This window comes from Adhaeribacter sp. (assembly GCF_057359045.1).
On record NZ_JBMQUD010000123.1, the window covers coordinates 35714 to 61101 of the forward strand.

Sequence of the window (25388 nt, forward strand, 5' to 3'; positions counted from 1 at the left end):
ACAACTGATTCGAAAATATTTTATACACACATGAAAAAGTTTAAGTTTGTTTTGGTCTTAGTATTACTGCTGGTGGGCGTTTCCGGCGCTCAGTTGGTGCACGCCCAGGCAGAAGTACCCAGCGAGATTAAAGCAGCTATTCGGAGCGGGTCGTCGCGCGACTTGGCCCGTTTTTTTAATAATACCATAGAAATAGGGCTGGATGGCGATAAATCGAGCTACAGTAAAACCCAAGCCGAATTTGTGCTGAAGAATTTCTTCTCTAAAAATGCGCCTACCGGCTTTGAGTTTGATCACCAGGGTAGTTCAGACCAGGGCCAACGTTATGCCATTGGTACCTACAACAGCAAATCTGGTCCGTACCGGGTTTTTGTAGTGGTAAAACAAGTCAATGGGGCTTATGTAATTGATACTATCGATTTTACCAAGAAATAATAACCAGGCATTGTAACTACACTGCTTAATAAAAAGTAAAAAGGCTCGCAACTATTAGCGGGCCTTTTTACTTTTACGCCGTGAACAGACCATCTTATTTAACCGAAACCGCCATTCTAAGTTTTATTCAGGCTGCCCTGCGCGAAGATGTAGGCGACGGCGACCACTCGTCGTTGGCGGCTATTCCGGCCAATGCCGAAAACAAAGCCCGCCTACTCGTAAAAGACAACGGTATTCTGGCCGGGGTAGAATTAGCCCGGTTAATATTCCGGGAAGTAGATCCCGCGCTTACCATGCAGGTATTTATACCCGACGGCAGTACGGTAGAAAAAGGCGATGTAGCGTTTACCGTAACGGGTAAAGCGCAGGCAATTTTAACGGCCGAGCGGCTGGTATTAAATTGTATGCAGCGCATGAGCGGTATTGCGACGTATACCCACCATTTAAACCAACTCATAGCCGGAACCAAAGCCCGCCTGCTCGATACGCGCAAAACTACGCCTAACTTCCGGCTTATGGAAAAATGGGCAGTAGTAATTGGCGGCGGCGTAAACCACCGGTTTGGTTTATTCGATATGATTATGCTGAAAGATAACCACGTAGATTATGCTGGGGGCATTCAGCAGGCCATTACGGCTACCCAACGGTATTTAACGCAGCATGATAAAAACCTGCGCATTGTAATCGAAACCCGCAATTTAAGCGAAGTGCAACAAGTGCTGCATACAGGTGGCGTAGACCGGATTATGCTGGATAATATGTCTCCCGATTTAATGCGCGAAGCCGTAAAACTGATTGACGGACGCTACGAAACTGAGGCCTCGGGTGGCATAACCGAACAGACCATTGCCGAAGTAGCCGCCAGCGGGGTAGATTTTATTTCGGTAGGCGCCCTGACCCACTCTAACAAAAGCTTGGATTTAAGTTTAAAGGCTTACTAAATAATTATAAGCGGCTGGCTACTAACCAGGCCGGAGGGGCTATAATGCTAAGAATATTTCTGTGCGCGCCTAATTAATTTGCAACAGACTAAATTTATACCCAAAAATTCGGGCGGGTATACTTTTATGATTGTTGCGAAAATAACATTAAGCATAAGGCGCCTCCAGGCAAATAAATTCTTCTGGTACCGGGGTATTTACGCTTGCCGACATATTTTTCGGTATCAGGTATTTTTGAGCTAGCGTTACCGCCTCAAATTCATCTTTCTTTACCTGTACGGGTTGGTTATTTAGTACCAGGTAATATTTTACCTCTTTAAACAAGTGCAATTTATTTACCTCATACTGGCCGTTCTGGTAACCGGTAATATTTACTTCACTAATTATTTTACTGGTAACGGTGTTCCAGAGGCTTTTAACATTTAATGCCTGACCTGGATTTAAAATCTCTAAATCTATTATTTCGCGGGTAAGTTTGCCGGCAACAACGGCGGCCTGGATCTGGCTACCGGGCACCAATTGGGTAAATACATCTGCTTTGTCATCGGCCAGGCGCCAGTTACCAGCCGATGTTACAACAAAATTACGCAGTTCTAAAGGCCCATCTTTGCCGGGTAATAATTTTATAAAAGTAAAGCAATCTTGCACCTCTAGCTGCGTGGCAAAACACCTACCCGCCGAGAGGGCCCGGTATCTTTTACGATTGTTTGCGCCATTGCGGTAAATAAATAAAGCCGAGAAAAAACTAATCAGCCCCAGCAGACGCATGGTTTCGGCCCACCACGGCATGTGTAAAAAACCAAAGGCTTCGCCGCGCAAATTAACCAAAAGCGCCGGCAGTGTTAGGAGCAGCGCCAATCCAAATAATTTACCAGCCAATTGTGCCTGGTGTTGCACCGCACGTATTTTTAGTTTTAATTCAAGTTCAGGATCTTTCATTCTAAATAGAAATATTCTTATGCTATAAATTTAATACAAATTTTATTTACTCTGCAAGCACAAACTTAAAATTATGAATAAATAAATATTACCAAACAGTAATCAGCAATAATTTCACAAGAATAAAGCTTAAATATTTAAATAAAAGAAATATTCATCAAGAATACATAAACAAACAACATCTTATTTATTTGGATAAATTATTTAATAATACTGGGCGGACTTAAACAAACAGCAAGATTCGCCTCTAAAATATTTGTAACAAAATCAAGAATAAACCTCAACACACCAAACCAACTATTTAGGATATTTATCTGATTACTGCTTTCGTTATTGCGGCTATTGGTTTTGCCGAAGCACTTGCATTATAGAATAAATAATTTACTTCAATAGCAGCTTCTTTTAACCAGGCCAAACACTTTTTTAAGAAGTCTATAGCCGGCTAAACTATCAGAATGAGGTTTAGCCCGAAAATATTTTGTACAATGCCCCAAAACAGCCGGCACTAACTCATAAAACCTGATTGTTGCAAATTAAATTTTAACTACTTTTGTGCTCGAAAATTAAAAAGAGCATCCGCAAGGCTATTCTGCTTAATTTCTGATTTTAAGTGATTAATACTTTTACTTTTTACTTGTGATTATTAAAACCAAAAAATACCAGCTGGGAACCAGCCAGTATATTAAAATGTCGATGGTGGAGTTGCTCCGGAAACAATGGTGGTATATTATTGGCCCTATTGCCGTAGCTTGTTTGGCTTTTATCTGGCCTTCGTGGTGGTTTATTTCGGGCGCTCTTTTAATTGTGGTGCTTTACCTGTTGTTTTGGGCAGTGCAGTTTACCGGTGTTACCCAACTAGAGCAGAATAAAGTAATGTTCGAGAAAATGTCGTACGAAATAGATGGCCGTCAAATATTGATGAAGTTAAACGAACGCCAGGGCATGCCGGTAGCCTGGGATATGATTAAAAGCGCTAAAAAAGCTGAAGATCATTTTCTGCTTTCGCTTTCCAAAGCCCAGTTTATTTACTTACCGTACCGGATTTTTAATAATCCCAACGACATTAAGATGATGGAGGCTTACCTAAAACGGAAAAACCTAATTGACTAAGCCTATCGTATTAATAAATTAATAAATCCTAGAAACAGCATATTTTAGAATATGCTTGTGTAAACCCGAGTTAGCTAAATTTTAATCTATATGACAAAACGCATTTTAACCTTGGCTATAATAGCAGGCAATTTGGTGTTAGCCGCCTGTAGCAGCGAACCATCCGATTTACGTCCTGGTAAAAAAGTATCTGTAGATGCCGTGCCGCCTGGCACCCGCAGCACCCCAAACTTAGATAATGCAGCCCAGCACAGTGGCCACGATGCACAACAGCAAGTACAACTAAACCACGATGAACATTCGAATGAGGTTAGTGGCCAGGCAAAATCGGTTAACAAAGGCGTGGAGACAACCCAGAAAGATGCGGTTGAAAACCATAAATAAATCAGGCAATTTACTTTAACCCGGCCATTTGCCCCGGCACTTATTTTATGAAAAATATCTTTTTAGCTTTAGCGCTACTATGGGGGGTAATTATTTTACCTGGCTGTAGCGGTAATAAAAACGAAAAACAACCCGGCGAAGAAGCCTACGACTCTCCGGCTACTAATAAGCCTGCCAACGAAGCCTCGGCCCAGTTGGCTTATATTTGCCCTATGCAATGCGAGGGCAGCGCCAGCAACGAACCCGGTAAGTGCCCGGTTTGCAGCATGGACTTAGTTAAAAACCCCAACTACAAAGGGTCAGCCACCGATTCGGCGGCTACCAACGTAGTAAATTAAAACCATACGGAACTGAATTTGAAAGGAGAGGCAGGTGTAAACCTGCCTTTTTGTTGCTATACAACTGCCAAATAGTATATTGGGTTTAAACGGCAGGGTTATTGTAGCCAGCCGTTAGCCGGCGGCGTAAAGTTGTGGCCTGTTAAAGCTGGTTTAATCTAAATCTTAAGTACAATAGCATGCTCATTGCCATTGTTGTCCTATTTTTAGTCGTAATATTCTCGGGTTGGTTGGTGCGGTTTTTTCCGCAACGGAAACATAGTTGGTTAAAAGTTATTCTGGCTTTTAGCGGGGCTTACCTGTTTACCCTAACTATTATTCATATTTTGCCGGAGGTGCTTATTGGCAGCCCCGATCCGCACGCAGTAGGCTATTACATTCTGGCCGGCTTTTTTCTGCAATTGGTGCTCGAAATATTTTCGCAAGGCATTGAGCACGGCCACATGCACCTGCACGCCCACGACAAAAGCAATCAGTCGGTACCGTTTTTACTTTTGCTTTCGCTAGCGATTCATTCTTTTTTAGAAGGCAGTATATTGTTAGAAAATCGCTCGGTAGCGCCACATTCCCACTTAAGCGAAAATTTTTACCAGGTACTGGCGGGTATTGCCATTCATCATATTCCGGCAGCCTTTGCGCTTATGACCATACTGGTTTTCCGGCTAAACAATTTTAGTAAAGCTTTTGGTTATCTGTTAATATTTGCGGTGGCTTCGCCGCTGGGTATTTTATTTAGCAACTATGTTATTCCGGAGCAATTGCAGGATGGCAAAATATTCACCATTTTATCGGGTTTGGTTGCCGGCAATTTCCTGCATATTTCTACCACCATTCTCTTCGAAACCAGCCCCGAACACCGCTTTAACCGGAATAAAATATTGGCTACCCTGGCCGGCGCGTTGTTGGCCCTGGCCGGCGATTTGGTACACTAGTCTTTTCACAACGGAACCATTAGGAATAACCTACGCCGGACAATTTGCCAATATTTAGATATTAAGCGTAAGTAGATTAATATTTAGATAACACCAAATAGTAAAAAGAAGCTGCCGTACATAAATCCGCCAGGGTATAAAACCTGGCGGGTTTGCGCTTTGAACAAAATAGCTATGGAAGTTTATAAATACGATTTGGTATAATAAAATAGCAATCTACTTACGCTTAAATATTACCGGGTAATCTCTACCCAACCTTTCCAGATTTCGCCTTTAGAACTGGTTAGCTGGTAATAATAGATGCCATCGGTCAGGCCTTCGCCAGCCCAGGTATTCTGGTAATTTTTCCCTTCGTATACTTGCTGGCCCCAGCGGTTAAATATTTTCAGGTCGGTGGGTAAACAGGTTACCCGCGGCACAAACGTATCGTTGTAGCCATCTTGGTTGGGCGTAAAAATATTAGGTATTAATCTTTCTTTTTCTACTATTACCGTGGTAATGCGCTTTTTAAGCTGACAATTATTCCCAAAACTAACGGTTAGGTCTACGTTGTATGTGCCGGGTGTATTGTATTGGTGTGAAGGGGCAACTTCCTGCGAGGTGCTGCCATCGCCAAACTCCCACACATACCCCGTAGCCCCCGTGGTGGTATTGGTAAAATTAGCCGTAAAGGGCGCAAACCCCTGAATACTGGTTTCGGTACTGCAATCGGTTGGTTCGGGGGCAGCTTTAACTTCTGGCAAAGGATTTATGGTAATGTATTTGGTACTAACGCCACTGCAGGCGCCTACCGTAATAAAATAAGTCAGTTGCTGCCGACCGGTCATTGTTGGTGAGGGGGTAAACACCCCGTCGGGGCTTACGCCATTACCCGTCCAGGTTCCGCCCGGCGGATTTACATCGGTAATAGCAAAGGGACCAGCATCGTGACACAAGGTTAACTCCGGCCCTTGCGAGAATTTAAGAGAAGGCTCTACTACTATGGTCTTGGTTTGTACTACCGAGCAACCTCCGTTGGTTACAGTATACGTGAGTACATGTGTGCCCACCAGCGCATCGGTAGGCGTAAACAAACCATCGGGACTTACGCCATTACCCGTCCAGGTACCGCCGGCCGGCGAAAACCCACTGAGCATAACCGGGTAAGAGCCGGAACAAATCTGTTCGTTGGGGCCCGGCACTACTACCGGCATGCTGCTTACCCGGATAACTTTGGTATCGGTGTTTACGCAAGTACCGTTGGCTACCGTATAAGTTAAAGTAAAACTACCAATATTATTTGGGCTGGGCGTAAAAAGGCCCGTAGGCGAAACGCCTTGCCCCGACCAGGTGCCACCCGCGGGGCTGGCAGTTAACTGAAAAGGCGCTTCGGTTACGCAAACATCCCGGTCGGGGCCAGCATCGGCTACTGCAAAGTTAAAATTAAACTTAAAGGCGGCGTTGTTACAATTACTGGAGTTGTTGTTTTGCGACCAGGCCGTAGGCGTAGTAGGAAAAGCCGAAGTACCCCGGCAACCGCCGCAAACTGCCTGGTACACAAAGCCCCGCTTATCGAAGCGGCTGGTGCCACCATCTACGTGTTCGCCGTTAGGGCTGGCGTTGCCAATAAAGGTGGCGTACTCCAAGGCAGTGGCATCGCGGGTAAGTTGCATCAGGTAAAAATCGCGTCCGTCGGTGGTGCGCTGCTGGGCATCGGAGGTAGTAGGCAAACCAATAGTAGAGCCATTCGGGAAACTCTGACCGCCTTCGGCAGAATTGGGGCCTCCACCCCAGCCACAAATGTATAAGCGGGCGCAATTATCCACCAGAAAAGCGGTAGGCGAAATATTGATGTTATTGTTGTTGGTAGGCGCGCCAAAGGTGGTAGAGAAAACGCTGCTGGTTAAATCGTTGTTTAACTTTTGAATAAATTGCTTGCCGTTGGGCACCGCGTACACTCCCGCCGAAATGGGATAGCTGCCCAAGGTTTGCCCCAGTAAATACACATTGTCGGTATCATCTAACTGCACAAAATAATTTTGGTCGTAAGCCGGGGTACCAATGTATGATAAGCGCTGCAAGGCAGTACCATTATTATTTATTTTTGCCACAAAGCCATCGGCTATGCCGCCTTGGTAACTATCGCGAAAGGCCCCGCGCGCACCGGGTAAATTGTCGCTGGTAGTGCCGCCGGCCACTAAAATATTGTATCGTGAATCTAATTGTATGGAATATACGGCATCGGCACCGCCCCCGCCAATAAAGCTACTCCACTGCAAAGCCAAGGCTGGCGTTAGCTTGGCAATTACCCCATCGTTATTGCCCCCACCATACCGGGTCTGAAATCCATTGCGGATCGGGAAGTTACTAGATCGGGTAGAAGACACAATATATACCTGGTCGGTAGAATCGGTAAAAATATCACCGCGAAACTGATCGCCATAATTCCGGTTTAGCGGGTGACCATCCAAGGCACCGGCTAAAATACCATCGTTGGCCGTGCCACCTAAATACGTAGAGGCCAGCAAAGCCGAGCCGTCGGCATTCAGGCGGCTGATAAATAAATCGGTGCCCTGGCTAAAAACAATACCGCTTAAGGGCTCAATGGGGTCAGACCCGCCGCTAAACCGGCGGCTGTGGGCACCCGTTGACGTTGGGAAATTATCGGAGCTGGTTACCCCCAGAATCAGGAGTTCGTTTTTATTATTTACAACTAAGCTGTTGGGTACATCGGTCAGGTTGCCGCCCAGGTAAGTAGCATATACCAAAGACGATGCCCCACTGGCACTGGGATTATATTTTAGAATACCCACATCCCAACTAGCGCTGGATTGCATAGGATCGTTATTATTATTCCAGGAAATATCGTAAGCGCCGGTAGTAGCCGGAAAACCAATATACGCTACAATACCGCCCGAATACATATTGCCTTGCTGATCGTAAGTAGCCGTAAAACCCCAGTTATCGGCTCTGGAACCGGAAAAAGTAGAAAATATTAATACCGGATCTATTACCAGCGGCTGCGAAGCATCGTACCCCTGCGGAAAAGCAAAAGTTACCACATCGCCGTCGAGTTTAAAAGTACAGGGTACTTCTACGGGCCGGCCCTGCTGCATTTGGTAGGCGTAAGGTTTTTTCTCGATAACTTCTGTAACCGAGGTTTTAATGTGCAGGTCCTGGTTCTGAATAAAAAGCTTATCGGCACCCTGGTACTGCATCCGGATTACATTAGGATTGGTATGAGGTGCCACCAGGAACTCGTATTTTAGGTGCGCATCTTTTTCAAAGAGGTGCATGGCAATGCCGGGGTATAAAGCCTGGTAAGTTACTTCTTCGTAGGCTTTTACGCCGGCGGCCCAACGTTTCGGGTCGTTGCCCACAAAATAATTACGCACGCCGGGTGTTGGGAGCTGCCCCGTTACTGCGGCACCGGTAGTGCTGGCACCTAAAAAATTAACACTATAAGCATGGGCTTTTATTTTATTTGGCGAGGCCGAGGTCTTAGCCTTTTCGGATGGAGTGTGGTGGTGATCGAGTTGGGCTTCGTTGTAAAAAGCATACGTAAGGCCCTGCGCCCGTAAAAACAAGCGTCCGCCGGGCAATTGCGCCATGTAGTGTACAGCTTTATCCCACTGGTTTTTATTCTGAATAAATTGCAGGCTTTTTTCCGGACCAGGCTGATTTAAAGGGGCTGCTACTGTACTGGCAACCGACTTAAGGGCCTGGGCACAAGTTTTATCGGTAAAAAGTAAAAAGCAAAGTATAAAAGAAAGTAAACTGGTAAACGTAGACTTCATACAAAAAGAACTTCTGGACTAATAAAGATATTAAGAAGTTTTGAACTTGGAAAAATTTTAATTCCTGACACCTGCTCCCGGTTATTTATAATGTAAAGACCCACCAGTATGCCAAATGGTTGCTTCTTACCCGTTTAAGTGTCTTTATATTTTGGCGTTTAGAAAAGACTTAAATAATTACCAGGAAAAAGTTTGGTACCGAAGCAACGGTTATACCACTCCGGGCATTCTTATATTTGAGAATAGTTAACAAAGCCCGGCTTGAAAGGAGAAAAACTTATAAAATTATGCCAGCAAGGCGATGCAAAGGCCCAGAAATGCCTTTACGATGCTTATGCGGTACCAATGTTCCGGCTTTGTCTGCGTTACATCCGGCACCAGGCCGAAGCTGAAGATACTTTTATGAAAGGCTTCCATAAAGTTTTGACCAATATGCACCAGCTGCATTACCGCGACGACAAAAGCCTGGAAGGTTGGATAAAGAAAATAATGGTAAACGAATGCCTGATGTTTTTGAGAAAGGCCAATAATTTTAATCTTACTTCCATCTCCGACGATTTAGAAGTACCCACTGACGTTACGCCGGATAGTAATTTATCGGCGGAGGATATTTATGCGCTGGTGCTGGAGTTGCCCACCGGTTACCGTACGGTTTTTAACCTGTATGTACTGGAAGGCTACAGCCACAAAGAAATTGCCGAAAGATTAAATATAAGTGAACTTACCTCCCGCTCGCAGTTAAGTAAAGCCAAAGCGGTGCTGCGGGAACTGCTCACCAAAAATAACCTGAAATATGCCATCTGATAACCTGGAAAAATATTTTAAAGAAAAGATAGAAGCGGTGCAGCACACCCCGCCGCCCAACGTAAACTGGCAACCGGAGGCAGCCTGGCAGCAATTGCAACAAATACGGCCCAACCAGGTACAACGGCCCGCACGACCCGGTTGGCTTTTTTACGCGGCGGCAGCTTGGGCTATTATATTAATAAGTGGCCTAACCTGGTGGTTCGTATCAGAGCAAGGTATTACCAGTACCAAAGTTGCAGTAAGCCGGCCTGCAACTATTAAACCATTACCAAATTTGGCTACTACTAACCAGGCCATTACTAAAACCAATATATTGCCCCCGGCAGCAGTAATGCCCCAACCAACTATTAATAGCCTGGTAAAGCTTGCCCCCAGCAAGGCTGCCCCAGAGAAAAAGTTAGCTATTTTACCGCCTAAAAAGCAATTGCCGGCAGCACCAGATTTTACAGCGCAGTCGGTACCAACGGCTACGGTGGGCCAGGCAGAAAAAAGTTTAGAGAACAACTTAGTTTTAAATGAAGCTTATAGCGGTACCGAAAAAGCTAATATCCCCAAACCACTTAAAATTACGGTAGTGTTAGGCGCACCTACTTTAGCCCGTACCCAACCCAGCATCAACTTAAAATCAGTGGCCGAAACCAAAAAGAAAATCCGTCTGCGTATTTATTCGCCCAATAGCCAACCGACCGATGAATTACCAATGGCTACGGCGCGTGCCACCACCTCAGCTTTGCCTTTAGGCGCCCATATAGAACTTTAAAATTTAACCTGTTTCACCCATGAAAATCCGAAATTTATGCTCGGCTGGCCTGGCCATGCTTTGTTTTTACAGTACTACTGCTTTTGCACAAACCAATGTTAAAACCAACCCTCAATCTAAAGTAGATTCGGTAATGCTGGAATTACCCAACAATACCAAAATGATTTTAATTTTAGATAAAATAGAGAACCTGGCAGATCTGGAAAAAGTCAGCCTCGACTCGGTGGTCAGGGATTTAAACCAACAACTTGAATCGGCGGGAACCATTCCGGCTAAAGCCAGGCAAGCCCAAGCCAACCTGGTAAGCTTAACTCCCCCCGATACGGCCCAAAAGAAATCCGGCGACATGCTTATATTATGGGCCGGCGTAGGTACTGGTTTAATAAGAGATAAATGGGTACCCAAAATAGCACCGGTGGCTACAATTCGAATCAAAGAAAAAGAATATTCAGTATCTTACGACATGAACTTTTTCTTTGAGCGGGACGAGAATCGAAAATATAAATTATACCTTAACTCGTTTCTGGACTTAGGCTTTGGGTTTAAAGTGCCGGGCAAAAAAGACGACGATGTGTACCACCGGATTTCGGCCGGATATTTAATTAATTCAACCGGTGATTATTTTAGTAAAAACACTTTCCGGCTTTCTTACGCTTACCCCGTTGCTAAAAGCGTTATTAGAATTATACCGGAACTTTACTTTACCGATAAATTCAAAACTGTTTTCCCGGGTATAAGTGTAAGGTTTTAACAAAAGCAATATTTTTATACTGAGAAGCATACAACACAAAAGGCGCTTATGTAGCGCCTTTTGTGTTAAGCCGTAGCTGTATTTTTGGCCTTGGGTTTCTTGTTATTCTGGCCTATCTCAATGGTTTGGCCGTTATGCGTAACCTCCGATTGCGGGATTCCGCTGTTCTGAGGCGGCCTGGCATCTAAAGGTTGTTGTGCGGCTGCAGCCTGGCCTGGAGCAGCATCTTTGATCCGGATTTGGTGTTTTTGCGTTTTCTGCTCGTCTTTGGGTACGTTTATCCGCAAAATGCCATCCTGAAACTCGGCCTGAATAGCCGCCGGGTTAATGTGGTTAGGCAACTGGAAAGAACGCGAAAACGAACCGTACTGCGACTCAATTACGTGGTAACGCTTTTCGTTCTTTTCGTTTTTAAACTTGCGTTCGCCCGATACGGTTAAGCGTCCCTCCTGAAACTCAATATGAATATCTTCTTTCCGGAGGCCGGGCAAAGTAAGTTCCAGTTCATAACCATTGTCGGTTTCGCAAGTATCTACGTGGGGTCTGTAGTCGGCCACGCGCTGGCGCTGGTTTACCGAATCCTGAAAGAAACGGTCGAGCATGCTACTGAAAGTTTGCGGCATAAAGTCCTCCATTAAGCCGCCAAATCTTTGAATTGCCATAATTATTATCTTTTAACAGTTAAACAATTGCTGAAAAACCACTAAATAATAAAAGCAATTAGCTACTTATAACTACTGAATTTTTTTAACCAGGTTGCAAATTTCAATCAGAATTTTAGCGGCTCAAACAGATTTATTTATGGCCGGCGCACTACTTTAATTTTAACCGGTGCCACGCCACTGCTTACCATATCTAAGCGCCGGGCGGCGGCTAACGATAAATCTACAATCCGGCCTTTAACGTGCGGACCGCGATCCGTAATTTTTACTTTTACCGTTTTGCCGTTTTGCTCGTTTCTAACTTTTACCTTGGTGCCAAAAGGCAAAGTATTATGAGCGGCTGTAAGTTTTCCTTTGCGGTAAGGCTGACCGTTGGCCATTTTTCTTCCCTGAAATTTATTGCTGTAAAAAGAGGCTTTTCCGGATTGGGTAAACTGGTTACCCGCACAACTGCTCAGGAGAGCTACAAAGAGGAGTAAAAAGAGATGTTTTAATTTAATCATAAGCGAAATAAACAGCAGCGGCACTAACCCAGGTTAACAACCCGGCCCTACATCGGGCGTAAAATTAAAAAGGATAAACTTTTAAACCGATATAAATTTATGGCTTTAAACCCGGCCTTAGAGGCTAAACTGGCTAAACCTTACGAAGCCGCCGCAACTATTCAGGATAATTTTAGGGGCAAAGACCTTACCATTATTACCGATAAAGCCGGCCAGGCCATAACTTTGTTTATTGGCAAACGCAACCCCGACGGCAGTATTACCGGCGAACGCTATGCCCGACGGCTACAATATGCGCCCGACGGTGTAACCATTACCAAAAGCCACTGGGATTTTAAAGGCAAAGTTACCCGCAGTTAAGTTTAACTATAAAACTCTTTTTACCAGGGTTGTGGTATAGTACTTACTTTATTTTAATCGATGCAACTTCATTTGTCTGGATATTGTCCGCCGCTAAAAGTACTAAGCCACGCTATTGCAGGCGGTTTTACCCGCTTAGCAGTAGATATTGGGGTTAATTTTAGCGCTGGGCCAAATAAGGTTTAAAGCTTATATCCATGTACAAGCCCTTAAATATATTGCCGGGATGATCGGCATAAAAAAACCAGCCCCGGTAAGAGCTGGTTTTTTATTAAATATTGCGGTTGCCAGGTTTATTGCTCCCGGGTATTGTAATTATATAGTTCTACCGCCTGGGTAATTTTATCTTTTTTAAACAGCCCGGTTAGCCACGGTAAACTAATTACTCCGGCGCCTACATATACCGTAGGGTGCACTCCGCCGCTCTGTCCGTTCTGGTTCTGGTAATTTTTAAACGTTTGGGTCATGCCGTAAATTAAAATAGCGGCTCCGGCAATTGTAACCCCCGTATCTACATATTTACCGCGCCGGTATTGGTTTAATAATTCTACGCTACCGGGGTTATCGGCCATGGCTTCGCGCAAATTATTAAAATTATAATTTTGCAACTCGCCATCGTCTTTGCTAAAAAAGTAAATATTGCGCGATGAAGGCATCCCCCAGCCGTATCCTCCAAAACCACCGTAGCCATAGCCACCATAGCCGCCGTACGGACCATACATATTGTTATAATATGTTTTAGACACATAATATTTAGAAATACGGCCACTAATAGTACGTTTGGCAAAATCATCGCGATCATAAGGGTTAGAAATGCGCAGAAAATAGCCATTATCGTTTTGGTAATACCTTACACTATTCAGGGGGTAGCGCAAGGTGTCGTCGAGTAAGAAGTAACTGCCTTTTAAAAAAGGATTTTTGAGCTGAACCCGCTTGGCATAAACTTTCTGCCCGTTCATTAACCCAATAAAATGGGTACGTGGGTCATTATCGCTGCCTACCTGGGCCATGGTAGCCAAGGGTAAGCAAAAGATAAGCATTAATAAGATTAGATATCTCATAAAAAATAAAAACTGAATGTAGGGAATAAAGATAAATATTAGTCTGAATATAAGCCGGAAATTATGCTGCTGTTTAAATGCCTTGCCGCCCTGGTAAAACTTAAGCTGTAATATTACCGGACATTATTCTGTTCGAAAACGAACAAATTGCCTGTTTAGCATTTAATTAAGCCTTTGCTATTAAAATTATTTTAATATTTTTTTAACAAATAAAAACAAGCTTTGAGCTTCCGGCACTATCTCTAGTTATAAATATTCCGGAAAAAACTTGTAGCCCAGTACGATTTCAGAACATTTCAACCGCATAAAACTGCTGTTCACCGCATAAAATAAGCTATTCACACCTTAACGTTTTTTGTAAAGCCATTCCTGGTTCATATTTGTACAGTAACACTTGCGGCGCAAGTATTATTCCCTGGTAACAGAAAATAATAAAAACCTGGCACCGCCGGATTGTGGCATACGGCTTGTTTAATAAAAGTTAAAGTTTGCCGTAACTATTTAGCAAAAGGAAAGTGTGTGATAGAGAATATGGGCAAATAAAATAAAAAATTCAACGGCCGGGCAACCAAAGTAAACGCACAGGCATCTTAGTAACAAAGGCCCGGGCAAGAGTAAAAAACCTAAAAAATGTATCAAACTAAAAAGTTAAAGCTATGAAAAAGATCATCTTCACCCTTGCCTTCTTAATCCAGACGGTATTGGTATTTGCCGCCGGGCCCGAACAAGTTGCCCAGGCCAGCTACGATAATGTTAAAATGTACCGCCAGGCCGGCACTTCAACCGAAGTATTAAAATCACTGAAAAGCACCGACGAAGTAGTGGTAGTGCGCAAACACAACGCCAACTGGACCATTGTTACGGTAAACGGCGAAGTAGGCTACGTTTTAACTTCCGAAATAACTTTGAAAAAAGACGTTAAAAATATCGCGATGACAAAAACCGGTCGCAAAAGCACCTTTTAAGGTATTATAATTGTTTGTTTGTTTGTTGGAAAGGGGGATATATTTTATATCCCTTTTTTTATTTTCAGAACAGGAAGCAAAGCAAACTTTATTCACGAATTAAGTGCCCCAATAAATACGGAGAGTTATGGCTACCGGGTAAGCTCCGCCCGTATATGTACGAACCCGGCAACTCCGTATAACCGGGTATTTTGCTTTAAAAAACAACAGAACTTTATTGGGCATGGTAAACAGCTTATTTACTTTTTACTCATTAAGCTGCTACCCTTATGGTTTTTATTATATGTATTTCTCTCCTAATAGCTTTTGTGGTAGGTTACCTGGTTGTAACCAAAATGTCGCGCCGTTCCGGCAAGGCTATAAACCCCAACCAAGATCTTAAACCTGTTCCGCCGCCCACCCGCGACGAAAACTATCGCCCTAAATATTAAAACGGTTTTAATATTTTGAGCCCTCTTAAATTTTATTTTTAGGTGATTAAGAGCCGTCACAAAATTGTGCCGGCTCTTTTATTTTTAAAGTATGGGTGCACAAACCACGGGAATTAATTTACTCGTACATTTGGTTAATACCCTATAACCTTTAACTAAACAACCCATGATACGCCTGGCGCATTTTTCTATACTTAGTTATTTAATTTTATTTTTTGGCTGCGCCGATGCTACTACCCGGCAGGCCCAGCAAGCAGCCGCTATCCTGCCCACCGACACCGAACTGCAAACGGCCGGCCTGGCTACCGCTACTTTTGCCAGCGGCTGCTTTTGGTGCACCGAAGCCATTTTTGAACGGGTAAAAGGCGTAGACAGAGTAATATCGGGGTACAGCGGCGGCCCTGAAAAGAAACCTACCTACAGCCAGGTAAGTGCCGGCCAAACCGGCCACGCTGAAGCGGTGCAGGTGTACTACGACCCCCAGGTAATTACTTACCCCGAACTGCTACAAATATTCTTTGCCACCCACGACCCTACTACCCTCAACCGCCAGGGCCCGGACGTAGGCACACAATACCGGTCGGCTGTATTTTACCGCAACAGCACCGAGCAGCAGCAAGCCCAGGATTACGTAAAGCAACTCACCGAGGCGCGTAAATACGCCAGCCCCATTGTAACCGAAATAAAACCTTTTGCGGCTTTTTACCCCGCCGAAGGCTACCACCAGGATTATTATAAGCTTAACCCCAGCGATTCTTATATTTTATCGGTAAGCCGCCCCAAAGTAATTAAGTTCGAAAAAGAATTTAAACAAATGCTGAAGCCGCAGTACCAATAATTTAGTACCGGCTTTACACGCCAGGGAAACTTATATAATCTTAATATTTTATTTGTAACGCGTACCGGCAAAAAATAAAACGGGCAGAGGAGCTAATGCTTCTCTGCCCGTTTTATTTTAATGATTTTGGAAGAAGCATTACGGAATACTTAAAACTACCGGTCCGCCCACCGGGTAACCTACACAGGTAAGTACCAGCCCGCGCGCTAATTCTTTATCAGTTAAAACTTCGTTATAAGTGTGCCATACCTTACCAGCGGTGCAATGCGCCACGCAATTGCCGCATCGGCCGGCCTCGCAGCTATAAGGCAAAGTAATACCGGCCTGGCGAGCGGCTCTTAATATAGTGGTAGGGTATTGTACCTGCAATTGATAAGAGGTTTGCCGGTACATTAAGGTTACCGGATAAGCCGCCGTGTCGGGCGGTAAAGCCGGCGCAACCGGTTTATCGGTGCTAAAATTTTCTTTCCGGATATTAGCCGCGGGTACCCCGGCTTCGCGCAAGCCATAAGTACACATACGCATGTAATTTAAAGGCCCGCAAACATAACACAACAACTCCTCGGGCGGAGCCATGGCTTCCTGGTGTAAAAGTAATTTTAACAAATCTTTGTGCAGGCGCGCCCGGCTTAAGTCGGTGTTAGTACTAAATAAAAACAAAAGCCGGAACCGTTCCGGAAACTTTGCCGCCAGTTCTTCCAAAGCTTCTTTAAAAATAGCACTATCCGGCGAGTTGTTGCTGTAAATTAAAACAACGGCTACCGGAGAATGTCCGTACAAAATGGTTTTTATTAAAGAGAAAACGGGGGTAATACCACTACCGGCAGCAAAAAGGAATATTTGTTTGTGGGCCTCAACAGTTGCGGGCAAAGTAAAAAAACCGCCGGTACCGGTGGTAAGCACTTCGTCGCCGGGCTTGGCCTCATCTATCATTTGCCGCGATACTACCCCGTTTGGTATCCGCTTAATGCCAATGGTAAGCGGCTCCGGCATTACCGGCGAAGAAGTAATTGAGTAAGATCTTCGAATTTCTCTCCCGGGCTGCCGGAGTACCAAGGTTAAATATTGCCCAGCCTCGTACCGGATTTTATTTGCCCCTTCTTCCCGAAAACTAAAAGTTTTAAAGTCCTTTACCTCTTCTTTTATTTCTTGTATAATAAGTGTTTGGTACAACGCGTGCATGCCGGTAATTTAGGTTTAGTGTAAGCCGCTACCCTGGTTTTACGAATAGCCGCGGCTTGGTTAAGCAAAACATAACGCATTTATTCTCCCATTTTTCTTTTTTAGCCTTTTCCCCAGTCTTATCAAAGCCTGCCACTAGATTTTAATTCAGAGATATTACTGCGCAGCTAATTGTAATTTTTGCCCGGGATAATTATTTCAATGGCTTAGAGCTGATAAAAGGCCTTCAGCCCGCTTTTAGAATAGATAAACAAAAGTGCTGAAAATCAAATATTTTAAATAAAATTAATTATACTTAACCCAAACAGTTTATTTCTTTTAAAATATACACAAGCTGCTTACGGCGCAATAGCTAGAATTAAAAGATTTGCGGGCGACATTAACCTTTCAGAGAAAATATTAAACTTTTAAACTGAATTTACATGCCTTTTCAAGTCGATGAAAATGAGACTTAATTATCAATCCATTACCCTTAACTACTTAAATATTTTATTTACACGAATGTTATCCACCAATCACCTAACCAATTAAATATGCTTAAACTATTTACTACCGTATTAGCCTTACTTATTTTTATGTTTCCGGTGGCGGCGCAAGACCCTTTGGTTTCGCTGCAAAACGGGAAATTAGTGTACAGTTTATACGCCAACCAGGGGCAGACCAATGCCGTGAACCAGGTGCCGGATTTTTCGAATGCGGGTTACCGGGGCGGCGGGGTTAAATTACCAGAACTACCAGTAAAAGAAACCATTTCGGCCCAGGAAGGCGATTGCCGGGCCCTAATTCAGGAAGCTATTAACAGAGTAGCCGCACTACCGGTCGATGCCAATGGTTTCCGGGGGGCAGTTTTGTTAAAAGCCGGTATTTACCCGGTAGAAGGCAGTTTGTTTCTGCAGACCGGCGGGGTAGTGCTGCGGGGCGAAGGCAATGGCGTAAGTGGTACTGTTTTAGTGGCTACCCAAAGAACGCAGCATAACCTGATAGAATTGCGGGGAACCGGGAGTGGCTTTGCCGAAGTGGCAGGCAGCAAAGCCAGAATTACCACGCCTTATGTAGCAACCGGAGCCAAAACGTTTGCGGTTGCCAACCATACTTTTAAGGTTGGCGACAACGTAGTTGTGCAAAAAACACCCAACGAAGCCTGGATTACCGTTTTAAACATGGCTCAATTCGGCTGGACGGCTTCGGGCTATATTACTCAGTTCGAAAGAAAAATAACCGCAGTAAGTGGTGATAATATTACCCTTAATATTCCGGTGGTGGATCCCATCGAAACCATTTATGGCGGCGGCGAGGTTTTTAAATCTAACGTAACCGGCCGGATTTCAGAATCGGGCGTAGAAAACATGCGCCTGGAGTCGGTGTTCCGGAGCAGTGGCGATGAGGCCCACGGCTGGAATGCCATTCAGTTTAACCGCGCCGAAAATTGCTGGGTAAAAAATGTAGTAGCCAAATATTTCGGTTACGCTGCGGTCCGGCTTTCTAACATGTCGCGCTTTAATACCATAGAAGATTGCGCCATGATCGATCCAAAATCTCAAACTACCGGCAGCCGGAAATATTCCTTTAATCTGGAAAGCAACAGCACAAGTAATTTGTTCCAAAGGTGTATGACCTGGGGCGGGCGCCACGATTATGTAACCGGCTCTAAAGTACCCGGTCCCAACGTATTTCTGGATTGCTTCTCCGATAACACCCAGGCCGACATTGGACCGCACCACCGCTGGGCCACCGGTTTATTATTTGATAATGTGTACGGCGGGCAAATACGGGTGCAAAACCGGGAAGCGTCCGGTACGGGTCACGGCTGGGCGGGTGCCCAAACCATGTTCTGGAACTGCCAATCTTATAAAAGCGATTTTGAAGTAGAGAGCCCACCCACGGCCCGCAACTGGGGTATTGGCTGCATTGGGTTAAAACAAGAAAATACTGGTTACTGGGAAAGCTGGGGTACCCATGTGCCGCTGCGCAGCCTTTATTTACAGCAATTGCGGGAGCGTTTGGGCGAGCAGGCCGTAAATAATATTGTGGTGCCCGAACAATTACAAGGTAATTTATGGATACCCTTACGGGCGAGAACGCAACAGCTGGTTGCCGAACCGCCAATAGCTAACGGCACTGGCACTGGGAATGAAGCCGACCTGGAAGCTTTTGATATAACTGATAATGGCGGCGTTTTAACAGCACAGTATGTAAGTAACCGCCCCGACGAGAATTTTGAGAAAATAATCGACAATGATTATAATACCAAATATTACCAGAATGGCCGAAAAGCTTTGTGGGTGCAGTACCAATCGGCTGTGCCGGCCATTGTAACCAGTTATACCATTACTTCGGGCTTTGATTCAGAAGAGCGCGACCCCAAAGACTGGAACTTACAAGGCTCTAATAACGGTACTACCTGGACCCGCCTGGACACCCGCACAAATGAAGATTTCCCGACCCGCTCGCTTACCCGCACCTTTAGTATTCCGGATAACACACAATCGTTTATTTACTACCGCCTGAATATTACTCTGAACGGTAATAACAACAACACCCAGTTTGCCGAATGGGAATTATTCCAAAGAAAAACCCAGGAAATTAGTTTTGGCCAGTTAACCGATGTAACCTACGGCGACGAACCTTTTCAGTTTATCGCCAGCGCGAGCTCTGGTTTGCCAGTTACCCTGGTAGTTTCTTCCGGGCCGGCCACCATTAACGAAGAAGGCTTCCTGACCATTACAGGAGCGGGTACGGTTACCGTACAGGCCAGTCAGGCCGGCGACAACAGATATTTTCCGGTTACAGCCTCCCAAACTTTTGAAGTAAATAAAGCTTCACAAACCCTTATGTTTACCGCTGCCGCACCAGTAAAAGCCAATACAAATTTAGCTTTATCGGCTACTTCTTCGGCTGGTTTACCGGTAGCTTATCGGGTAGTATCGGGTCCGGGAAGTTTAACGGGCAATCTGCTTTCTTTTACCGGCGAAGGCCAGGTAATAATAGAAGCCAGCCAAGCAGGCAATGAAAATTATTTAGCGGCCGAGCCGGTGCAGCAAACAGTATTGGTATATGTAGATGATGTGCCGCAAGATGGTATTGTGCTGATTGCCTATCCGAACCCCAGCCCCGGCCAATTAAAAGTGAAACTGGAAAACCGGAAAGACAAAGATTACACTTTTGTTATTTACGACAGCAATGGCAAGCTGGTAACGTCTACGGTAGTGGCCAAGAGCCACGTTATGTATGAGATAGATTTTGATTTGCAAGCTACCCCCAATGGGTATTATTACCTGCAGGTGTCGGATGGCATAGAAAGCCTGGTTAGAAGAATAGAAATAAGACGATAGTTTTTTTATCCCTGAAAATTTCCTGGCCTGCTTCTTTCGTTTAGGAGCAGGCCAGCATTTTTATATCCAGCTCTTTCCGGCTGCTTTATCCCTGCTAATTAACCCAACCGCCTACCCGATTATTTCTACTCTTCTTGTTGTATTATAACCGGACGACACCGTCCGGTTATGAACAGTTTTAAGGCCATGATGCACCAAAAAGTGCCTTTTTAAAGGCATTCAGGCCTTTTTAAAACTGGCACAACGGTTGTAAATACTATCCCGAAGCCATTAACCAGAATTGTTGCTTTAACCAGGCTAAGTTCTGAGGTCAAAATAAAACATGAAAAAAAATAATTAAACGCCATCTAAAAAACTAAAACTATGAAAAAGCTCATTTTTACCCTTGCCTTATTAGTACAAGTTGTTTGTGCCACAGCCACCGATAAACAAGTTCTTACCGCGCAGGTGCGGCAGGAAAATGTACAAATGTACCAACAGCCCGGCACATCCACGAAAGTTATCCGCAACCTGAGCACCGCCGACCGTTTGCAAATAGTACGCCGGTACAACAACCTCTGGACTATTGTAACCGTGGACGAAGAAGTAGGTTATGTATTGCATTCGGAATTAACCCGGCCAGCCACTTACCAAAACCTGGCGGCAGCAAAAATCAAGCGCTAAACCCAGGTAAATTGCTTTATTCGGTTAAACAGAAAGGGATGTACTAAAAAGTACGTCCCTTTCTTATTTATTAATTATACCGGCAAATGCTTCTATAGCGTAAGACGGCGCAGAATTTAGCAGTATTACTATTTCTAAAATAGCGGTTAAAGCAAGGGGTTAGCAGGGGCATGCCTTTCGTGTAAGATAATTGGTTAACTTTAAGCCCGGAAACGCAGGCAAAACCTATGGCTAAAATATTTCAGACCTTTTCGGCATTATTTATTTTAAGATTAGGATTAGGCATTAACATGCTGATGCACGGCCTGGTACGGCTGCCTAAATTAAATGCATTTGCCACCAAAATGGCCGCTGGTTTCGAGGGAACCGTATTGCCGGCACCGCTGGTTAAATTCTTTTTAATTGTGTTACCTATTTTAGAATTGCTGGCGGGCATTTTAATTCTGGCGGGTGGCCGCTTAGGCCGTTACGGGTTAATACTATGCGGTTTGGTGCTGGCAGCGCTGTTATTTGGCACCACCCTGAAAGAAGATTGGGGCACGGCCGGTACGCAGTTAGTTTACGTATTGGCTACCGCTTACGGATTATCTTTGTACGAACAGCAAGACCGCCTAAAATTATAAGCTAAACAACTAGAAAAATTATGAACGGGCAAAACCGAAAAGACATTTACCCAGGCTTGTTAGTTGATATTATTTTGAAAAAAGATCAGCGGAGCGGCAAACTTACCCGCGGTGTGGTAAAAAATATTCTTACTAGTGCGGCCTTTCATTCGCGGGGCATAAAAGTGCGCCTCCAAGACGGGCAAATTGGCCGCGTAGCCGATATTATAGACGCGGCCGAAGAAGTTTAAACGGCTATTACCGGATTACAGAAGTAAAGCTGTTTAAGACCGGATCTTTCGCTAGCGATAGCCCCGCCGCTCCAGTTGCTCAATCCGGCGACTGTTGTTGTAATTATCTACCTGGCCACTAAGTAAAAAAGCATCTATTAGCCAGCCAATCCCGAATAACTGAAAAGTAACCAGGTACAAAATGCCGGAACCTACTTTGCCCAGGTAAAACCGGTGCAACGACAGAAACCCCAGAAAGAACCACAACAGATACGCCAGCAATTTAGACTTCATACAGATTAAATTTTTACGGCACCGGTTGGGCCACGGCTTAAAAGTAATATATTTTTAACATCTTTTACGCCTCCAATTTAAGTTTTAACCGGTAAGCAAAAACCAGCCGGATAGTGCTATACTTTGTAGTTTCTGTCCGGTAAAAAGGTGCGGTATTAGTAATACTTTTGTGCCGTAATAGAGTATAAGCCATAAAGTGCTTTTATATTATGGAACACAGGAAAAGATCGTTATTAAGTACTATTATAGCAGCTAAATGTCCGCGTTGCCGCGAAGGCAATATGTTTGTACCGGGCACCTTATACAGCCGTAAATTTGCCGATATGTACCCCCAATGCCCTTGCTGCGGCCAAACTTTTGAGCCCGAGCCCGGCTATTATTACGGGGCCATGTACGTGAGCTTTGCTTTTAGTACTGCAATATTTTTAGGCGTTTTAGTAGTTTTGTATTTTCTGGTAGACGAAATAACCACCCTCATGGTGGCCGGGGTTGTACTGGCGGTGGCCATAGGGCTATTACCCGTTACTTTCCGGTTGTCGCGGGCGCTGTGGATTAATATTTTTATCCGGTACGAAGGACCTTGCGCTTTAATACCGAAAAAGTAAGGTTTTAGCGCGCAGGTAATAATTGTTTCTGTATTTTTGGCGAGGTGCTACTATTGCCTAAAATGCCGGAAGAACTATTACCTATATACCAGATTCAGGATTTCACGCAGGCAAGCGGACAAGGACCCGGTTTTTACCTGAATCGGATTGAGAGCCATTTACAGCAGCATACGTTTATCCAGAAGCCGCACAAACACGATTTTTACCTTATTCTGCTGTTTATCCAGGGCACCGGCACCCACACCATCGACTTCAATACTTACCCGGTTGGTCCGCGGGCCATCTTTTTTCTCCGGCCGGGGCAGGTGCATGCCTGGCAGCTATCGGCCGATACCACCGGCTTTATTTTATTTTTCAACGACGAGTTTTACCGGCTTTGCTTTCCGCAGCACCAAATATACCGGTTCCCGTTTTTTAATACGTTGCGGCCTAAACCTTTACTGATGCTCACGCCCAGCCAGGCTCCGGCTATTCATACGCTTTTCCGGAATATAGCACAGGAACACCGCAACCGGTCGCGTTACTGGGAAGAAGCCGTGGGCAGTTACCTGCATATTTTACTTATTAGCTTAAGCCGGATTTACGAAATGGCCTGCGGCCCTGCAGTTTTTGCTACTACCACCATGTACCCGGCCCCGGAACACTTGCAGAATTTGTTTGAGCAGCACTTTAAACAGCACCAGCCCATAAGCTTTTACGCCGAAAAACTGCACCTGAGTACGCGCCAACTAAACGATATGAGTAGAAAAACCTGGGGAAAATCGGCTTTGGAATTATTACAGGAGCGTTTATTGCTGGAAGCCCGCCGCTTGCTTACGCACTCGGGCCTAACCATAACCCAGGTAGCCGCCGAACTCGGCTATTTTGACAATTCGTACTTTGCCCGTTTTTTTAAAAAACACACCGGCCAAACTCCCGAACAATTCCGGCAATCAATCGCCTAAATAAAATTTCGGCAATAAAATATTTCCGCTCACCCAAAAGGCGGCCAGCGCATTAGCGTACAGTTGCACCAGCATACACGGAGCGGCCAAACCGCCTGCCTGTTAAACACCCTAAAATAATTACCTAATCAATATAAAGTTGTTCTACTACCGAACGGTACCGTTCGGATACGGACGTTTTTAAAAGAATTATCGGGCTAAAACAGCCGTTTTAAAGGATTTAGCAGCATTTATAGAATTGGCACGGCCGTTGCATAAATATTAAGCGAAGCCGCTTACCAAGGCTTTTAAATTAAAAAATATTTAAGCTCTGTAATATCAATGCGCTAAAACTATGAAAAAAATAATTTTTACCCTGGCTCTTTTAGTACAAGTAGGCTTTACCATGGCCGCCCCTAACCCAACCGTTGCGGCCCAGGTACGGCACGAAAACGTAAAAATGTTTCAGCAAGCGGCTACTTCTACCGCGGTGCTGCAAACCCTTAACCCAACCCACCGGATTACGTTTGTGCGCAAGCATAATGCTCAATGGGGTATTGTTACAGTAAACGGCCAAGCCGGTTATGTGCTGTTGTCAGAACTGGCCACCCTAAAAGAAATAAAAGCCGAGACCAAATAACCTAACACCTGCCTTTTCCCCTAATAAAGTAAGCGCGCCCGTAAGCCCGCTATTGTTTAAAAAGATGAGCCCGTAAGTTCATCTGGTTATTACAAAAAGGGAACCCGTAAGTTCCTTTTAAAATTGCGTAAACCCGTAAGTTTACCCTAATTACAAAAGTAAGCCCGTAAGCTTATTTCTCTATTTCCCCTACTGAACCCGTAAGTTCAGGCAAAAAAATAGCCAACCAGGCCCGTAAGCCTGCAGAAAACCAGGTGAGCCCGTAAGCTCACCTTTTCTTTTCAGTAAAATATATTAACTAACAGAGCACCTACCTGCCCGTTATGGTAATTGGGCAAAATGGTTATCCTAACTGCTCCCACCATTTCACCTTTCTGAAACAGCTGTCAATTTTGCTTGAGGTAAGCCCTGCAGGATATGAACAGCCATTTATTTGCTGAACCAGGCTGAAATTTTTTCAGAAATATTCGTCCGAAATAAACTTAATTTCTGTCAATATTTCAGAAAACAGGCTTGGCAAAGCATTTGTATTAAACCATTTAGCTTTTTAAGCTATTGGTTTAGTTAAAAATAAAAAGGAGGATTTGATTATGGGAACTTTAGTAAAAAGCAACCGGAACTTATTTCCGACCATCCCTTCTTTTTTTGATGATATGCTAACAAGGGATTGGTTTAACTGGCCGCTAAATCATAATAACAGCAATGACTGGGTACCAGCGGTAAATATTAAAGAAACCAACGAGGCTTTTGAGCTGGAAGTAGCCGCCCCTGGCATGAGCAAAGAAGACTTTAAAGTAGCGTTAGATAATAACATGCTCCTGATTTCGGCTCAGAAAGAAAACAAACACGAAGAAAACGACGAAAAGGGCAACTATGCCCGCCGCGAATTTAGTTACCAGTCTTTTAACCGCAGCTTTAGTTTGC

At 44.5% G+C, this 25388-nt stretch carries 28 protein-coding genes; 21 read left to right on the forward strand and 7 right to left on the reverse strand.

Annotation, left to right across the window (positions count from 1 at the left end):
- The first annotated feature begins 30 nt into the window (after nucleotides 1-30).
- Together ACO1R6_RS18825 and nadC are read left to right on the forward strand one after the other, a co-directional pair.
- A complete protein-coding gene (locus ACO1R6_RS18825; RefSeq protein ID WP_486266618.1) occupies nucleotides 31-435 on the forward strand; it encodes a DUF4783 domain-containing protein in 405 nt (134 codons plus the stop codon).
- 80 nt (nucleotides 436-515) lie between these two features.
- Nucleotides 516-1376: a carboxylating nicotinate-nucleotide diphosphorylase gene (gene nadC, locus ACO1R6_RS18830; RefSeq protein ID WP_486266619.1), complete on the forward strand. Its 861-nt coding sequence runs from the start codon at nucleotides 516-518 to the stop codon at nucleotides 1374-1376.
- A gap of 147 nt (nucleotides 1377-1523) precedes the next feature.
- Here the strand turns inward: nadC and ACO1R6_RS18835 are convergent, their stop codons facing one another.
- Nucleotides 1524-2315 (reverse strand): hypothetical protein, encoded by a 792-nt coding sequence (locus tag ACO1R6_RS18835; protein ID WP_486266621.1) that lies wholly within the window; start codon nucleotides 2313-2315, stop codon nucleotides 1524-1526.
- A gap of 636 nt (nucleotides 2316-2951) precedes the next feature.
- Between ACO1R6_RS18835 and ACO1R6_RS18840 the strand changes: the two genes are divergently transcribed.
- From ACO1R6_RS18840 to ACO1R6_RS18855, 4 genes are all read left to right on the forward strand, one after another.
- Nucleotides 2952-3425, forward strand: a complete 474-nt coding sequence (locus ACO1R6_RS18840; protein ID WP_486266622.1) for a YcxB family protein — start codon at nucleotides 2952-2954, stop codon at nucleotides 3423-3425.
- A 90-nt stretch (nucleotides 3426-3515) separates the two neighbouring features.
- Nucleotides 3516-3809, forward strand: a complete 294-nt coding sequence (locus tag ACO1R6_RS18845; protein ID WP_486266623.1) for a hypothetical protein — start codon at nucleotides 3516-3518, stop codon at nucleotides 3807-3809.
- A gap of 47 nt (nucleotides 3810-3856) precedes the next feature.
- Entirely contained in the window at nucleotides 3857-4147 is a 291-nt protein-coding gene (locus ACO1R6_RS18850; RefSeq protein ID WP_486266624.1) for a heavy metal-binding domain-containing protein, read from the forward strand.
- Nucleotides 4148-4326: 179 nt separating this feature from the next.
- Entirely contained in the window at nucleotides 4327-5079 is a 753-nt protein-coding gene (locus tag ACO1R6_RS18855; protein ID WP_486266625.1) for a ZIP family metal transporter, read from the forward strand.
- A gap of 233 nt (nucleotides 5080-5312) precedes the next feature.
- Here the strand turns inward: ACO1R6_RS18855 and ACO1R6_RS18860 are convergent, their stop codons facing one another.
- Nucleotides 5313-8855, reverse strand: coding sequence for a DUF7948 domain-containing protein (locus ACO1R6_RS18860; protein WP_486266626.1), 3543 nt, complete (start codon nucleotides 8853-8855; stop codon nucleotides 5313-5315).
- 261 nt (nucleotides 8856-9116) lie between these two features.
- Here ACO1R6_RS18860 and ACO1R6_RS18865 point away from each other — a divergent pair, with 261 nt between their 5' ends.
- The 3 genes from ACO1R6_RS18865 to ACO1R6_RS18875 are packed head-to-tail and all read left to right on the forward strand — an operon-like array spanning nucleotide 9117 to nucleotide 11173.
- Nucleotides 9117-9659, forward strand: a complete 543-nt coding sequence (locus ACO1R6_RS18865; RefSeq protein ID WP_486266627.1) for an RNA polymerase sigma factor — start codon at nucleotides 9117-9119, stop codon at nucleotides 9657-9659.
- Complete coding sequence (locus ACO1R6_RS18870) at nucleotides 9649-10422, forward strand: hypothetical protein (RefSeq protein WP_486266628.1); 774 nt, start codon at nucleotides 9649-9651, stop codon at nucleotides 10420-10422. The genes ACO1R6_RS18865 and ACO1R6_RS18870 overlap by 11 nt, the downstream gene beginning before the upstream one ends.
- A 19-nt stretch (nucleotides 10423-10441) precedes the next feature.
- Nucleotides 10442-11173 (forward strand): hypothetical protein, encoded by a 732-nt coding sequence (locus tag ACO1R6_RS18875; protein ID WP_486266629.1) that lies wholly within the window; start codon nucleotides 10442-10444, stop codon nucleotides 11171-11173.
- 65 nt (nucleotides 11174-11238) lie between these two features.
- Here the strand turns inward: ACO1R6_RS18875 and ACO1R6_RS18880 are convergent, their stop codons facing one another.
- On the reverse strand, nucleotides 11239-11835 hold the full coding sequence (locus tag ACO1R6_RS18880; RefSeq protein ID WP_486266630.1) for an Hsp20/alpha crystallin family protein: 597 nt from the start codon (nucleotides 11833-11835) through the stop codon (nucleotides 11239-11241).
- Nucleotides 11836-11972: 137 nt separating this feature from the next.
- On the reverse strand, nucleotides 11973-12338 hold the full coding sequence (locus ACO1R6_RS18885; RefSeq protein ID WP_486266631.1) for a septal ring lytic transglycosylase RlpA family protein: 366 nt from the start codon (nucleotides 12336-12338) through the stop codon (nucleotides 11973-11975).
- Between the two features lie 99 nt (nucleotides 12339-12437).
- Between ACO1R6_RS18885 and ACO1R6_RS18890 the strand changes: the two genes are divergently transcribed.
- The gene (locus ACO1R6_RS18890; RefSeq protein ID WP_486266632.1) at nucleotides 12438-12698 is read left to right on the forward strand and encodes a hypothetical protein; all 261 of its coding nucleotides are present in this window, start codon (nucleotides 12438-12440) and stop codon (nucleotides 12696-12698) included.
- Nucleotides 12699-12991: 293 nt separating this feature from the next.
- Here the strand turns inward: ACO1R6_RS18890 and ACO1R6_RS18895 are convergent, their stop codons facing one another.
- The gene (locus tag ACO1R6_RS18895; protein WP_486266634.1) at nucleotides 12992-13759 is read right to left on the reverse strand and encodes a hypothetical protein; all 768 of its coding nucleotides are present in this window, start codon (nucleotides 13757-13759) and stop codon (nucleotides 12992-12994) included.
- Nucleotides 13760-14415: 656 nt separating this feature from the next.
- Between ACO1R6_RS18895 and ACO1R6_RS18900 the strand changes: the two genes are divergently transcribed.
- The 3 genes from ACO1R6_RS18900 to msrA all read left to right on the forward strand — a co-directional run bounded on the left by ACO1R6_RS18900 (nucleotide 14416) and on the right by msrA (nucleotide 15993).
- Nucleotides 14416-14724, forward strand: a complete 309-nt coding sequence (locus tag ACO1R6_RS18900; RefSeq protein ID WP_486266635.1) for an SH3 domain-containing protein — start codon at nucleotides 14416-14418, stop codon at nucleotides 14722-14724.
- A 269-nt stretch (nucleotides 14725-14993) separates the two neighbouring features.
- On the forward strand, nucleotides 14994-15155 hold the full coding sequence (locus tag ACO1R6_RS18905) for a hypothetical protein (protein WP_486266636.1): 162 nt from the start codon (nucleotides 14994-14996) through the stop codon (nucleotides 15153-15155).
- 166 nt (nucleotides 15156-15321) lie between these two features.
- Nucleotides 15322-15993 carry a peptide-methionine (S)-S-oxide reductase MsrA gene (msrA, locus tag ACO1R6_RS18910; RefSeq protein WP_486266637.1) on the forward strand — a complete coding sequence of 224 codons (672 nt, stop codon included), beginning with the start codon at nucleotides 15322-15324 and terminating at the stop codon, nucleotides 15991-15993.
- Between the two features lie 138 nt (nucleotides 15994-16131).
- Here msrA and ACO1R6_RS18915 read toward each other — a convergent pair whose 3' ends face one another.
- Nucleotides 16132-17175, reverse strand: coding sequence for a 2Fe-2S iron-sulfur cluster-binding protein (locus ACO1R6_RS18915; RefSeq protein WP_486266638.1), 1044 nt, complete (start codon nucleotides 17173-17175; stop codon nucleotides 16132-16134).
- 533 nt (nucleotides 17176-17708) lie between these two features.
- On the opposite strand from ACO1R6_RS18915, the gene ACO1R6_RS18920 reads away from it, so the two are divergent.
- From ACO1R6_RS18920 to ACO1R6_RS18935, 4 genes are all read left to right on the forward strand, one after another.
- Nucleotides 17709-20507: a T9SS type A sorting domain-containing protein gene (locus ACO1R6_RS18920; RefSeq protein WP_486266639.1), complete on the forward strand. Its 2799-nt coding sequence runs from the start codon at nucleotides 17709-17711 to the stop codon at nucleotides 20505-20507.
- 363 nt (nucleotides 20508-20870) lie between these two features.
- The gene (locus ACO1R6_RS18925; RefSeq protein WP_486266640.1) at nucleotides 20871-21170 is read left to right on the forward strand and encodes an SH3 domain-containing protein; all 300 of its coding nucleotides are present in this window, start codon (nucleotides 20871-20873) and stop codon (nucleotides 21168-21170) included.
- Nucleotides 21171-21397: 227 nt separating this feature from the next.
- Nucleotides 21398-21793, forward strand: coding sequence for a DoxX family protein (locus ACO1R6_RS18930; protein ID WP_486266641.1), 396 nt, complete (start codon nucleotides 21398-21400; stop codon nucleotides 21791-21793).
- Nucleotides 21794-21813: 20 nt separating this feature from the next.
- Nucleotides 21814-22023: a YwbE family protein gene (locus ACO1R6_RS18935; RefSeq protein ID WP_486266642.1), complete on the forward strand. Its 210-nt coding sequence runs from the start codon at nucleotides 21814-21816 to the stop codon at nucleotides 22021-22023.
- 51 nt (nucleotides 22024-22074) lie between these two features.
- Here the strand turns inward: ACO1R6_RS18935 and ACO1R6_RS18940 are convergent, their stop codons facing one another.
- Nucleotides 22075-22296 (reverse strand): TM2 domain-containing protein, encoded by a 222-nt coding sequence (locus ACO1R6_RS18940; protein ID WP_486266643.1) that lies wholly within the window; start codon nucleotides 22294-22296, stop codon nucleotides 22075-22077.
- 209 nt (nucleotides 22297-22505) lie between these two features.
- On the opposite strand from ACO1R6_RS18940, the gene ACO1R6_RS18945 reads away from it, so the two are divergent.
- The 4 genes from ACO1R6_RS18945 to ACO1R6_RS18960 form a co-directional block, all read left to right on the forward strand.
- The gene (locus tag ACO1R6_RS18945) at nucleotides 22506-22901 is read left to right on the forward strand and encodes a DUF983 domain-containing protein (RefSeq protein ID WP_486266644.1); all 396 of its coding nucleotides are present in this window, start codon (nucleotides 22506-22508) and stop codon (nucleotides 22899-22901) included.
- Between the two features lie 62 nt (nucleotides 22902-22963).
- Nucleotides 22964-23845, forward strand: a complete 882-nt coding sequence (locus ACO1R6_RS18950) for a helix-turn-helix domain-containing protein (RefSeq protein ID WP_486266645.1) — start codon at nucleotides 22964-22966, stop codon at nucleotides 23843-23845.
- 334 nt (nucleotides 23846-24179) lie between these two features.
- Complete coding sequence (locus ACO1R6_RS18955; RefSeq protein ID WP_486266647.1) at nucleotides 24180-24464, forward strand: SH3 domain-containing protein; 285 nt, start codon at nucleotides 24180-24182, stop codon at nucleotides 24462-24464.
- A 590-nt stretch (nucleotides 24465-25054) separates the two neighbouring features.
- On the forward strand, nucleotides 25055-25388 hold a 334-nt coding region (locus tag ACO1R6_RS18960), incomplete at its 3' end, for an Hsp20/alpha crystallin family protein (RefSeq protein WP_486266648.1).

Coding starts and splice junctions, on each gene's coding strand:
- ACO1R6_RS18825 (WP_486266618.1), top strand. CDS start 31: ATGAAAAAGTTTAAGTTTGTTTTGGTCTTAGTATTACTGCTGGTGGGC.
- ACO1R6_RS18835 (WP_486266621.1), bottom strand. CDS start 2,315: ATGAAAGATCCTGAACTTGAATTAAAACTAAAAATACGTGCGGTGCAA.
- ACO1R6_RS18845 (WP_486266623.1), top strand. CDS start 3,516: ATGACAAAACGCATTTTAACCTTGGCTATAATAGCAGGCAATTTGGTG.
- ACO1R6_RS18850 (WP_486266624.1), top strand. CDS start 3,857: ATGAAAAATATCTTTTTAGCTTTAGCGCTACTATGGGGGGTAATTATT.
- ACO1R6_RS18855 (WP_486266625.1), top strand. CDS start 4,327: ATGCTCATTGCCATTGTTGTCCTATTTTTAGTCGTAATATTCTCGGGT.
- ACO1R6_RS18860 (WP_486266626.1), bottom strand. CDS start 8,855: ATGAAGTCTACGTTTACCAGTTTACTTTCTTTTATACTTTGCTTTTTA.
- ACO1R6_RS18870 (WP_486266628.1), top strand. CDS start 9,649: ATGCCATCTGATAACCTGGAAAAATATTTTAAAGAAAAGATAGAAGCG.
- ACO1R6_RS18875 (WP_486266629.1), top strand. CDS start 10,442: ATGAAAATCCGAAATTTATGCTCGGCTGGCCTGGCCATGCTTTGTTTT.
- ACO1R6_RS18880 (WP_486266630.1), bottom strand. CDS start 11,835: ATGGCAATTCAAAGATTTGGCGGCTTAATGGAGGACTTTATGCCGCAA.
- ACO1R6_RS18885 (WP_486266631.1), bottom strand. CDS start 12,338: ATGATTAAATTAAAACATCTCTTTTTACTCCTCTTTGTAGCTCTCCTG.
- ACO1R6_RS18890 (WP_486266632.1), top strand. CDS start 12,438: ATGGCTTTAAACCCGGCCTTAGAGGCTAAACTGGCTAAACCTTACGAA.
- ACO1R6_RS18895 (WP_486266634.1), bottom strand. CDS start 13,759: ATGAGATATCTAATCTTATTAATGCTTATCTTTTGCTTACCCTTGGCT.
- ACO1R6_RS18900 (WP_486266635.1), top strand. CDS start 14,416: ATGAAAAAGATCATCTTCACCCTTGCCTTCTTAATCCAGACGGTATTG.
- ACO1R6_RS18905 (WP_486266636.1), top strand. CDS start 14,994: ATGGTTTTTATTATATGTATTTCTCTCCTAATAGCTTTTGTGGTAGGT.
- msrA (WP_486266637.1), top strand. CDS start 15,322: ATGATACGCCTGGCGCATTTTTCTATACTTAGTTATTTAATTTTATTT.
- ACO1R6_RS18915 (WP_486266638.1), bottom strand. CDS start 17,175: ATGCACGCGTTGTACCAAACACTTATTATACAAGAAATAAAAGAAGAG.
- ACO1R6_RS18920 (WP_486266639.1), top strand. CDS start 17,709: ATGCTTAAACTATTTACTACCGTATTAGCCTTACTTATTTTTATGTTT.
- ACO1R6_RS18925 (WP_486266640.1), top strand. CDS start 20,871: ATGAAAAAGCTCATTTTTACCCTTGCCTTATTAGTACAAGTTGTTTGT.
- ACO1R6_RS18930 (WP_486266641.1), top strand. CDS start 21,398: ATGGCTAAAATATTTCAGACCTTTTCGGCATTATTTATTTTAAGATTA.
- ACO1R6_RS18935 (WP_486266642.1), top strand. CDS start 21,814: ATGAACGGGCAAAACCGAAAAGACATTTACCCAGGCTTGTTAGTTGAT.
- ACO1R6_RS18940 (WP_486266643.1), bottom strand. CDS start 22,296: ATGAAGTCTAAATTGCTGGCGTATCTGTTGTGGTTCTTTCTGGGGTTT.
- ACO1R6_RS18945 (WP_486266644.1), top strand. CDS start 22,506: ATGGAACACAGGAAAAGATCGTTATTAAGTACTATTATAGCAGCTAAA.
- ACO1R6_RS18950 (WP_486266645.1), top strand. CDS start 22,964: ATGCCGGAAGAACTATTACCTATATACCAGATTCAGGATTTCACGCAG.
- ACO1R6_RS18955 (WP_486266647.1), top strand. CDS start 24,180: ATGAAAAAAATAATTTTTACCCTGGCTCTTTTAGTACAAGTAGGCTTT.